This is a genomic window from Mediterraneibacter sp. 210702-DFI.3.120 (genome assembly GCF_020561005.1).
Lineage (GTDB): Bacteria > Bacillota > Clostridia > Lachnospirales > Lachnospiraceae > Mediterraneibacter > Mediterraneibacter faecis.
In genome coordinates this window covers 168001-179356 of the sequence record NZ_JAJCNG010000003.1, presented here as the reverse complement: position 1 = coordinate 179356, position 11356 = coordinate 168001, and the positions used below count along the sequence as shown (strand labels likewise).

The following is an 11356-nucleotide window of genomic DNA, read 5'->3' as shown; positions in this document are numbered from 1 at the left end:
CTGACGATACAAAAATTTATTATTTTTTATTGTCCTCTTGACGGGGAGCATACCACCTCGCACGGTAACTGTTCTGGCTCTTATTAAAAGTTTTTCTAATTTAATCTACTGTCACAATTCTCATCATATTACTTGTAAAGCTTCTCTCTTTGCTTACATTTGTTGAAGGAATTCCAGCTGTGATAACTACAACATCTCCCGGCTCAACATACTGTTTTACCTGTGCCAGTTCGATCGCATTTTCACAGATATCTTCTGTTGTATCAACTTCAAGAGACTTCAGCGGTCTTACGCCCCAGTAAATAGACATTCTTCTCAGTGTTCTCTCGTTCGGAGTTACACCAAGGATTTCCTGTCTTGGTCTTAAGTTGGATACAACTCTTGAAGTTGCTCCTGATACAGATGGTGTAATGATACATTTTGCATTCAGGTTTGCTGCTGCCAGTACGGATGAATATCCGATTGCACTGGATACTCCGCCTCTTAAATGACCGTGCTCTTTCTCAAGCATGATATCATAATCAAGGTGTTTCTCTGTCTGCTCGATGATATGAACCATCATCTGAAGTGCCTCGAGTGGGTATTTACCCTGTGCTGTCTCTCCTGAGAGCATTACAGCATCTGTTCCGTCATATACAGCGTTCGCAACGTCTGTTACCTCAGCTCTTGTCGGACGTGGATTACGCATCATAGAATCAAGCATCTGTGTTGCCGTGATAACTGTCTTGAACTGATCGTTACATTTCTGGATCATCATCTTCTGAAGATATGGAAGTTCCTCTGCCGGAATCTCAACTCCGAGGTCTCCACGGGCAACCATGATACCATCTGCTGCACGAATGATCTCATCGATATTGCTAATTCCTTCTTCATTCTCAATCTTTGCAATGATCGGAATGTAAGGAGCTCCGAGAGACTTCAGATATGCCTTGATCTCAAGAATACACTCTGCATTTCTTACGAAAGATGCAGCAATAAAATCAATTCCCTGCTCTGCTCCGAATTTAATATCTTCTTTATCTTTCTCAGTGATTGCCGGAAGTCTTACCGGTACTCCCGGTACATTAACGCCCTTTTTCTCTCCGAGTTCACCACCGTTGATGATCTCACAATGAATTTCTTTGTCTGTTTTTCCGATTACTTTCAGTCCGATCAGACCATCATCGATCAAAATAATCTTTCCTTCACTTACATCTTCTGCAAGTCCCTTATATGTGATAGATACTTTATTCTCATCACCAACAATATCTTCTGTAGTAAGTGTAAAGGTCTTCCCTGTTTCAAGCTTAATCTTCTTTCCGTCTTTCAGAACACCTGTACGGATCTCTGGTCCCTTTGTATCCAGAAGAATAGCTGTCGTTGCATGCTCTTCCTCGCGAAGCTCTTTGAGCATATCCATACGACCCTTCTGCTCTTCATGATCACCATGAGAGAAGTTGAAACGAGCTACATCCATGCCATTCTGGATGAGTTTTCTCATCAGTTCTCTATCATTTGTGTTTGGTCCCATCGTACATACTACTTTTGTTTTTTTCATACTAAGTCAATCTCTCCTTAAAAAAATATAACCATAAAGTTCCTATACACCTGGAGCGAAGCTGCACTGTATCACTTTCGGCTGCAACTCTGATCTGATACACTGCACTGCCATACCTCATCTCCGGTAAAATATGAGAAATATGCGTTACACAATTCTCATTTTCTACTTTACATGTTCATGTGTAAATAAATGATCCTGGCAATACTCATAGTTTCCATTACATTTTGAACAGAAACGGAACTCCAATGTCGGATCATCAAGTTCTGTACGTCCGCAGACTGCACAACGGTGTCTTGCCCCATTCGCATAAGTCATATGTGGTCTCGTCTGCTGTTTAAACTTTGCTTTTCTCGCCTGCTCTTTCGGACTGAAACGCTTCATATTCCTGCTGGACAGGAAAAAGATAACAAAGTTCAATAAGGATGCCGCAATCGCAACTTTCGTTGCGAGACTTCCTGTAAAGAAATAATACAGTGCCATTGCTACATATACGAAAGCCATCCATTTCATCTTAATCGGTAAAATAAAATAGAGTAAAACTTCCATATCCGGATAGATGGAAGCAAATGCCAAAAAGATAGACATTGTAATGTAGTTCGTGCTGATCAATCCGATGCTTGAAAGTGGAAGTTCAATTCCATAGATAAGATAAAACACACCATACAGTATGAATACTGCGATCACTGTAAAAAGTATTCCTGAAAAAATGTATACATTATAACGGAATGTTCCCCAGGTTCTCTCAAGTGCAGAACCAAGAGAATAGTACAATAATACTAGGAACAGTAAAGAAATCAAACTTCCTGTTGGTGGGATCAATACCCAGGAAATAATTCTCCAGATCTGTCCTCTTAAAATATATGCCGGTTCCAGTGTAAGCCATCCTAAAAGTCCCGGTGCTAAATAATAAATAGCGAAACCTATCACATACCCGGCCAGCAGATACACCGTAAGATTCGGTATTGCAAAACGACCTAATTTTTTTTCTAATTTATCAAGCCAGTTCAACTTGTATTCTCCTTCTATTTTCATTTTATATTACTGTCCACTACGTGTGGCCAGCACTCACATCTTCGTATAGCAGTAATTGTACAAGGGAAGACTTGTTTTGTCAAACGATTGTTTTTATATTAATACACTTTTAACAAGAATATGATATTTTCCTTTCCTTTCTACTTAGACATTTTGCCATATTACAGCTCATTTCTTCACACTTACTACACTACAATGACCATTGTCTTTTTAAGAATCTTGTCGTATAATGTTACTTATTGCGAGCTAACAAACGCATTTAATAGGTAGTAACTCATATAAATTTGACAAATTAACTGAATTACAAAAGATTGGGGATATTAATTATGAACGCAAAAAATCTACATACTTTAGGAATCGACATTGGTTCCACAACAGTAAAAATTGCAATTCTTAATGATGAAAATGAAGTCCTCTTCTCTGATTATGAACGCCATTTCGCTAATATCCAGGAGACGCTTTCCGATCTGCTCGGCCGTGCGCTTTATAAGCTTGGACCAATCCAGGTTTCTCCTGTCATCACAGGAAGCGGTGGCCTGACACTTGCCAAACATCTCGGTGTTCCATTTGTCCAGGAGGTAATTGCAGTCTCCACTGCACTACAGGATTACGCTCCTCAGACAGATGTAGCAATTGAGCTTGGTGGAGAAGATGCGAAGATCATTTATTTTGAGGGTGGAAATGTAGAACAGCGTATGAATGGTGTCTGTGCTGGTGGTACAGGTTCTTTCATTGACCAGATGGCATCTCTTCTTCAAACAGATGCTTCCGGTCTGAATGAATACGCTAAAAATTACAAAGCATTATACTCTATCGCTGCGCGCTGCGGTGTATTTGCCAAGACAGATATCCAGCCACTGATCAATGACGGTGCTGCTAAGGAAGACCTTGCCGCATCCATTTTCCAGGCTGTTGTGAATCAGACCATCAGTGGTCTTGCCTGTGGAAAACCGATCCGTGGTCATGTTGCATTTTTAGGAGGTCCACTTCATTTCCTCTCAGAATTAAGAGAAGCATTCATCCGCACATTAAAACTGGATGATGAACATATTATCGCACCAAATCACTCACATTTGTTTGCTGCGATTGGTTCCGCACTGAATTCCAAAAAAGATACTCCGATGGAACTGCGTGATATGCAGAATCGTCTCGAGAATAAAATCCAAATGGATTTTGAAGTGGAACGTCTGGATCCACTGTTTGCAACAACTGCTGATTACGAGGAATTTATTTCCCGCCATGCAAAGCATCAGGTGCCGGTAAAAGATCTTGCCTCATACAAAGGAAAAGCATTTCTTGGAATCGATGCCGGTTCAACAACTACAAAAGCAGCTCTCGTTGGTGAAGACGGAACACTTCTTTATTCCTTCTATCACAACAACGACGGGGATCCGCTTGGTACAACGATCACAGCGATCAAAGATATTTACGATCAACTCCCTGAGGGTGTAGAGATTGTTCATTCCTGTTCCACAGGATACGGCGAAGCACTGATCAAAGCTGCTCTGATGCTTGATGAAGGAGAAGTTGAGACTGTTTCTCATTATTATGCAGCATCCTTCTTTGAGCCGGATGTAGACTGTATTCTGGACATTGGCGGTCAGGATATGAAATGTATCAAAATCAAAAATCAGACTGTCGACAGTGTTCAGCTGAACGAAGCCTGCTCTTCCGGATGCGGTTCTTTCATTGAGACATTTGCAAAATCTCTGAATTATTCTGTAGAGGATTTTGCTCACGAAGCACTTTATGCACAGAACCCGATCGATCTCGGAACACGCTGTACTGTATTTATGAACTCCAAAGTAAAACAGGCACAGAAAGAGGGGGCGTCTGTTGCTGATATCTCAGCCGGACTTGCTTATTCTGTTATCAAGAATGCCCTGTTCAAGGTAATCAAAGTATCTGATGCATCCGAACTTGGAAATCATATTGTTGTTCAGGGAGGTACCTTCTATAATAATGCAGTTCTTCGAAGCTTTGAGAAAATCGCGAACTGTGAAGCGATCCGCCCGGACATTGCCGGAATCATGGGTGCATTCGGTGCAGCTCTGATTGCCCGTGAACGTTATGTTGACTGCGAAGGCACAACAATGCTTTCCATTGATGACATCCGTTCCCTTGAATACTCCACAACAATGACAAAATGTCGTGGATGTACAAACAATTGCCGTCTGACGATCAACCATTTCAGTGGTGGACGTAAATTCATCACAGGAAATCGCTGTGAGCGCGGACTTGGAAAAGAGAAATCAAAAAATCAGATGCCGAATTTATTTGAATATAAATTGCATCGCTATTTTGATTATGAACCGCTTTCCGAAGAAGAGGCAAAACACGGATCAATCGGTATTCCTCGTGTGCTGAATATGTACGAGAACTATCCGTTCTGGTTCACATTTTTTACAAAACTTGGATTCCGTGTTGTTCTGTCACCGGCTTCCACAAGAAAGGTTTATGAACTTGGTATTGAATCTATTCCAAGTGAATCCGAGTGTTATCCGGCGAAACTGGCGCACGGACATGTACAGTGGCTGATCAATCAGGGAGTGAAACACATTTTCTATCCGTCAATCCCGTATGAGCGGAAAGAATTTGCTGATTCTGATAATCACTACAACTGTCCGATCGTTACTTCTTATCCGGAAAACATCAAGAATAACATGGACCCGATCGTCAACGGAGAAGTTGATTTTATCCATCCATTCTTGAATTTTGAAAGTGAAGAGACGATTTCTTATCGTCTTGTAGAAGAATTAAGTAAGAAGTTCTCTCTTTCCGAAAGCGAAATCAAGTCAGCAGTCCATGACGCATGGAATGAACTTGCTGCCTGTCGTCAGGATATGAGAAATAAAGGGGAAGAAACAATCCGTTTCTTAAATGAAACAGGAAACCGCGGTATCGTACTTGCCGGTCGTCCATACCATATCGATCCGGAGGTGAATCATGGTCTTCCTGAATTGATTACATCCTACAATATTGCAGTACTTACAGAAGACTCTGTCTCTCATTTGAATCCGGCAGAGCACCCTCTGAATGTTATGGATCAGTGGATGTACCACTCCAGACTGTATGCTGCCGCAAATTATGTAAAAACAACAGAGAATCTTGATCTGATTCAACTCAACTCCTTCGGATGTGGACTGGATGCTGTTACAACAGATCAGGTTGCTGCGATCCTTACAAATTCAGATAAGATCTACACAACTTTGAAGATTGATGAAGTAAATAATCTTGGAGCTGCAAGAATCCGCGTACGCTCTCTTCTCGCCGCAATCCGTGTGCGTGAAAAGAAACAGGAAAAACGTACCATTCGTCCGGCTTCTATCGAAAAGGTTACATTTACAAAAGAAATGCGTAAGGATTATACAATTCTCTGTCCGCAGATGTCTCCGGTTCATTTTGAACTACTTGAGCCTGCTTTCCGCGCTGCCGGATACAACATCGATGTTCTTCCTAACGATAACAAACAGGCTGTCGATATGGGATTAAAATATGTAAATAACGATGCCTGCTACCCTTCTCTGATCGTTGTCGGTCAGATCATGGATGCACTGTTATCCGGAAAATATGACTTGAATCATACAGCTGTTATCATCACACAAACTGGTGGTGGCTGCCGTGCTTCGAACTATATCGGATTTATCCGTCGTGCACTTAAGAAAGCCGGCATGGAGCATATTCCGGTTATCTCACTTAACTTAAGTGGACTGGAAGATAATCCTGGATTCAAACTTTCTCCTGCACTGGTTCTCCGCGGAATCTACGCAGCAGTATTCGGAGATATCTTTATGAAATGTGTTTACCGTATGCGTCCTTATGAGGCCGTACCGGGAACTACAGATAAGATTCACCGCAAATGGGCTGAAGTTGTTAAGAAGTTTGTGTCCGAAGGATATCCATCCCGTAAGAGATTTAAGAAACTTTGTAAAGATATCATCAATGATTTTGATAATATCGAGACACTTGATATCAAGAAGCCACGTGTTGGAATCGTTGGAGAAATCCTTGTTAAATTCCTTCCGGCTGCCAACAATCATCTGGCAGAACTTCTGGAAAGCGAAGGCGCCGAAGCAGTTGTTCCGGATCTTCTCGACTTCCTGCTCTACTGCTTCTACAATCAGAACTTCAAAGTTTCCCATCTGGGAATGAAGAAGTCCAAAGCAACAGCAGGAAATCTTGGAATCAAAGCTCTGGAATGGTTCCGTGCTCCGGCTTCCAAAGCATTTGCAGAAAGTAAACACTTTGATCCGCCGGCTCACATTGAAGATCTTGCAAAAATGGCTTCAGAGATCGTATCTCTCGGAAACCAGACCGGTGAAGGATGGTTCCTGACCGGTGAGATGCTCGAACTCATTCACAGCGGTGCCGGAAATATTGTCTGCACCCAGCCATTCGCCTGCCTGCCAAACCATGTTGTAGGTAAGGGAGTTATCAAAGAACTCCGCCGCAGACACCCTGAATCCAACATCGTAGCAATTGACTTCGATCCGGGCGCAAGTGAAGTAAATCAGTTGAATCGTATTAAACTGATGCTGTCGACAGCGTTTAAGAATTTGGAGAAATAGAAATTTATCGTAGGGATTCTTTTTCGAGTTCGGACGAAATCAGATATCGCATATAAAGTTTATTCGAATAGACAGACATCGAGGGTTTGATGCAGGCTCCGGGTTCTGTATACAGGAAAGGCTAAAAAAAACGAAAGGTTACTAAGAACAAAGCAGTGTTCGGCAAACTCGCTGCCGCTTCAGACAGTAGCCTCACACTGCTTTAACGTAACCTTCCGTTTTTTAAGTCTTTCCAAGCACACAGAACAGTCCCCTGAATCAAACCCTCGATGTTTGTCTATCGGTAAGTTTTCAGCGATATCAGATTTCTACTTCCTCGAAAGAAGAACTCTACTTGAGAGGTAGGCGCAACGGAAATTCTATAGAATGATATCCATATCTCAAACGTTTTTGCACCTAATAAAATTTAGCGTTGGAATCGATTTTTTAATAAACAGAAAACAGAAAATATGAGCTTCGAGGAGCTTTTATGTTAGAAGGTGGGTATAGGGACGCAGACGAATGTGGAGCATGCTTGCTCATACTTGAAAAACAATAGATTGCGTTAAAGAAAGGATTGACAGCTGTTTGAGCAGCAGCGAGTTTGTCAATCCTTTCTTTGCTTTTAGCAGTCTATTGTTTTTCCTAGTATGAACAGTATGCGTAACCCTGAGTCGGCGTTTCTATACCCATCTTCTAACAATCAACTATCTAAAATCATATTCTCTGTTTTCGTCCGGACTCGAAAAAGAATCCCTACGATAAATCTTTATTTACGATACAAGTAAAGGATTCCCCCGAAAAGTCCCAGGAAAATTCCTGCGTATCCTCCTGCACAGAGGATATCTGCCAGACTCTGTATCAGATCTATTCTGATTGCAGAACATACTCCTAATCCAAACAGTGTTCCTATGATTGTCCATCCTACAATTAAAATTGGCAGATATACTGCAAGTGCATGATCTGCATCTATATAATGATTTACAAAACTCCAAAGTTTTCCATACATAAAAATTACCCTCTTTCTACTAAAAATGTCTAAGTGTTTTTCCTTTTGACAATTCTTAGTATAGAGGGTATTTGTAAAGTCTCATTTTCTTCCAATGCTAAATCTATGTAAAATAAATCAAACTATTGTTAAATCGATTTACTTTATTCTGTTTCCAGAACCAGTTCGGCTACTTCCTGTGGTGTTGTTGCCAGAGCATCTGCACCTGCCTCTGAGAGTTCTTTTAAGTCTCCGTATCCATACAGAACACCGATCACTTTCAGTCCTTCCGCATGGCCTCCTAGTATGTCATAAGAACGATCTCCGACCATTACGATTTTATCCAGTTCTTTCTCTTCGCACTGTTCCAAGACATAACGGATAACATCTTGTTTTTCTGTACGTGTCTCATCCATACATGCCCCGCCGATCACATCAAAATATTGAGCCAGTCCAAAGTGATCTGCGATGATTTTAGCAAATTTTTCCGGCTTGGATGTCGCCATCGCAATCTTGATTCCCGTTTGTTTCAAGGTCTTGAGCATCTCTTCTACGCCATCATACACACTGTTTTCAAAAATACCTGTCACTGTGAAATATTCTCGATAAAGAGTAACCATCTCTGCTGCTTTTTCTTCATCAATTCCACAGTGTTCCATAAACTGACCCTTCAGCGGTGGTCCAATAAATTTACGTAATTCATCTACGTCAGGTGTCGGTTCTCCCACCTTCTCCAGCGCATATTTTACAGAATTCATAATTCCCGGACCTGAATCTGTGAGTGTTCCATCCAGGTCAAATAATACGGTACTAATTCTCATCTTCTTTTCCTCATTTGCTATTATCAAATTATCTTTTTCAATATCCACTTGTTAATCTGCTTGATTTAGAAGCTACGAATCTGATCATCCTCTTCACTTTCAGTTTTTATCACTTTACGAATCACCACATAATAGCCGAAATCATCGTTCACTTTAATATAAACTCTCTCGCCTTCTTTATGTCCGAGCAGGGCTTTTCCGATTGGTGATTCTATACTGACCAGTCCATTCAAAGAGCTTCCTCTTACAGAAGTTACAATGCGATATGTCTCGATCTCATCATCGTCTTCACAATAAAGCTCTACGGTATTATTCAGGCCAATCTCATCTGTTTCTGAATGATCTTCCACAATCTCAGCTGTCTTGAGCATTCTTTCCAGATAACGAATACGACTTTCGTTCTGATTCTTTGCTTTTTTCGCTGCGTGATATTCGAAGTTCTCACTCAAGTCTCCATGAGATCTTGCTTCTTTCACTGCTTCGATCAATTCTTTACGTTCTACTAATTTTCGATGCTCAATCTCTGCCTGAATCTTTTCTACATCATTTTTTGTCAATCTTTCACGCATAACTTTTCCTTTCTTCTCTGAACCATAGACATTGCTGTGCACAACTACTTTGAACAGTAATCTATAGGGAAAAGGAAAGCTATCAATTACGATAAACTAAAACAAGCACTGTTGTTATCGCAGTCAATAGCTTTCCCTTTTCACTTCTATCTTAATCCACGCAATTTTCTTCTGGATTCTTTTCTCTTGAAAGAATCATTCAAGTTGCCTGAATTCAAATTCAACACTTATGAATTATTTCACTAACAGAGATTTTCCTGTCATCTCAACCGGCTGCTGCATTCCCATCAGCTCGATCAGTGTCGGAGCGATGTCTGCCAGGCATCCGCCTTCTCTTAATTTGTAAGCCGGATCAGCATTTACAAGGATAAACGGTACCGGATTTGTTGTATGAGCTGTGAATGGCTCACCTGTCTCCTCGTCGATCAGCTGCTCTGCATTTCCGTGGTCAGCGCAGATGAACATCTGTCCGTCTACTTCTTTCAGAGCCTCTACAGCCTTTCCTACACACTCGTCAACTGCTTCTACAGCCTTGATCGCAGCTTCCTGAACACCTGTATGTCCTACCATGTCAGGGTTTGCAAAGTTGATCACGATCACATCATAGTTCTCAGACTTGATCGCTCCAACAAGCTTGTCACATACTTCGTAAGCGCTCATCTCCGGTTTCAGGTCATAAGTAGCAACCTTAGGGGATTTCACAAGGATTCTGTCCTCTCCCTCATTCGGCTCTTCTACTCCACCATTGAAGAAGAATGTTACGTGAGCATATTTCTCTGTCTCTGCAATACGAGCCTGTTTCAGTCCGTTATCTGCAAGGAACTGTCCAAATGTATTCGTAATAGATTCTTTTACGAATGCAACCATCTTATTCTCGATTGTCGCATCATACTCTGTGAAGCATACGAATGTAGTCTTCACTCTGTCTCCTCTTTCAAATCCGTCAAAACTGTCATCACAGAATGTTCTTGTGAGCTCTCTTGCTCTGTCAGGACGGAAGTTGAAGAATACAACAGAATCATTTTCTTTGATTGTTGCTGTTGCAGCACCGTCTTTTGTTACAACAAATGGTACTATGAACTCGTCTGTTACATCTTCATCGTAGGAAGCCTGAATTCCTGCTGTTGCGGATTCTGCTGTATTGCCTTCTCCTGCAACTAATGCTTTGTAAGCTTTCTCCACACGATCCCAACGGTTATCACGATCCATTGCATAGTAACGTCCGGATACAGATGCAACTTCACCTACACCAATCTCTTTCATCTTTGCTTCAAGCTGCTCTACATACTCTTTACCTGATGCCGGTGGTGTATCACGGCCGTCAAGGAAACAATGAACATATACTTTCTCAATTCCCTGTCTCTTGGCGAGCTCAAGAATTCCATAAATATGAGTAATATGACTATGAACTCCTCCGTCAGATACAAGTCCCATCAGGTGAAGTGCAGAATCGTTCTTCTTTACATTCTCACAAGCTGCAAGAAGAGCTTTGTTCTCAAAGAAATCTCCGTCTTCGATAGACTTTGTGATCTTTGTAAGTTCCTGATAAATGATACGTCCGGCACCCATATTCATATGTCCTACTTCTGAGTTACCCATCTGTCCATCCGGAAGACCTACAGAAAGTCCGCTTGCATTTCCTTTTACAAACGGATACTCTGCCATCAGTTTATCCATAACAGGAGTATTCGCAAGTGCTACTGCATTACCCTCTGTCTTATCTCTTAATCCATATCCATCTAAAATCATCAATACGGTTGGTTTTTTGCTCATCTCAATATCTCCTTTGCATTAAGATTGTCTATTTTTTAACTCTACGCTTTATTGTACTAGTTTTAGCACAATTTTGCAAGTCAGAG

Annotated in this window: 7 protein-coding genes; 1 reads left to right on the top strand and 6 read right to left on the bottom strand. The window is 41.3% G+C overall.

Translation table 11 applies throughout. The annotated features are described in order from the left end of the window. Positions 1 to 100: 100 nt before the first annotated feature. Both pyk and LI162_RS03455 read right to left on the bottom strand, forming a co-directional pair. A complete protein-coding gene (gene pyk / locus LI162_RS03460; protein ID WP_020436709.1) occupies positions 101 to 1537 on the bottom strand; it encodes a pyruvate kinase in 1437 nt (478 codons plus the stop codon). A 165-nt stretch (positions 1538 to 1702) separates the two neighbouring features. After that, entirely contained in the window at positions 1703 to 2572 is an 870-nt protein-coding gene (locus LI162_RS03455) for a hypothetical protein (RefSeq protein WP_330577696.1), read from the bottom strand. Between the two features lie 326 nt (positions 2573 to 2898). Here LI162_RS03455 and LI162_RS03450 point away from each other — a divergent pair, with 326 nt between their 5' ends. Continuing rightward, entirely contained in the window at positions 2899 to 7140 is a 4242-nt protein-coding gene (locus LI162_RS03450) for a 2-hydroxyacyl-CoA dehydratase (RefSeq protein ID WP_196019765.1), read from the top strand. 748 nt (positions 7141 to 7888) lie between these two features. On the opposite strand, the gene LI162_RS03445 is transcribed toward LI162_RS03450, so the two are convergent. The 4 genes from LI162_RS03445 to gpmI all read right to left on the bottom strand — a co-directional run bounded on the left by LI162_RS03445 (position 7889) and on the right by gpmI (position 11270). Then, positions 7889 to 8128, bottom strand: a complete 240-nt coding sequence (locus LI162_RS03445; protein WP_015528906.1) for a hypothetical protein — start codon at positions 8126 to 8128, stop codon at positions 7889 to 7891. Between the two features lie 143 nt (positions 8129 to 8271). Then, positions 8272 to 8928 (bottom strand): HAD family hydrolase, encoded by a 657-nt coding sequence (locus LI162_RS03440; protein ID WP_227155751.1) that lies wholly within the window; start codon positions 8926 to 8928, stop codon positions 8272 to 8274. A gap of 65 nt (positions 8929 to 8993) precedes the next feature. Further along, positions 8994 to 9497, bottom strand: coding sequence for a GreA/GreB family elongation factor (locus LI162_RS03435; protein ID WP_227155749.1), 504 nt, complete (start codon positions 9495 to 9497; stop codon positions 8994 to 8996). Positions 9498 to 9731: 234 nt separating this feature from the next. Continuing rightward, positions 9732 to 11270 carry a 2,3-bisphosphoglycerate-independent phosphoglycerate mutase gene (gene gpmI, locus LI162_RS03430; protein ID WP_227155747.1) on the bottom strand — a complete coding sequence of 513 codons (1539 nt, stop codon included), beginning with the start codon at positions 11268 to 11270 and terminating at the stop codon, positions 9732 to 9734. Positions 11271 to 11356: the final 86 nt, after the last annotated feature.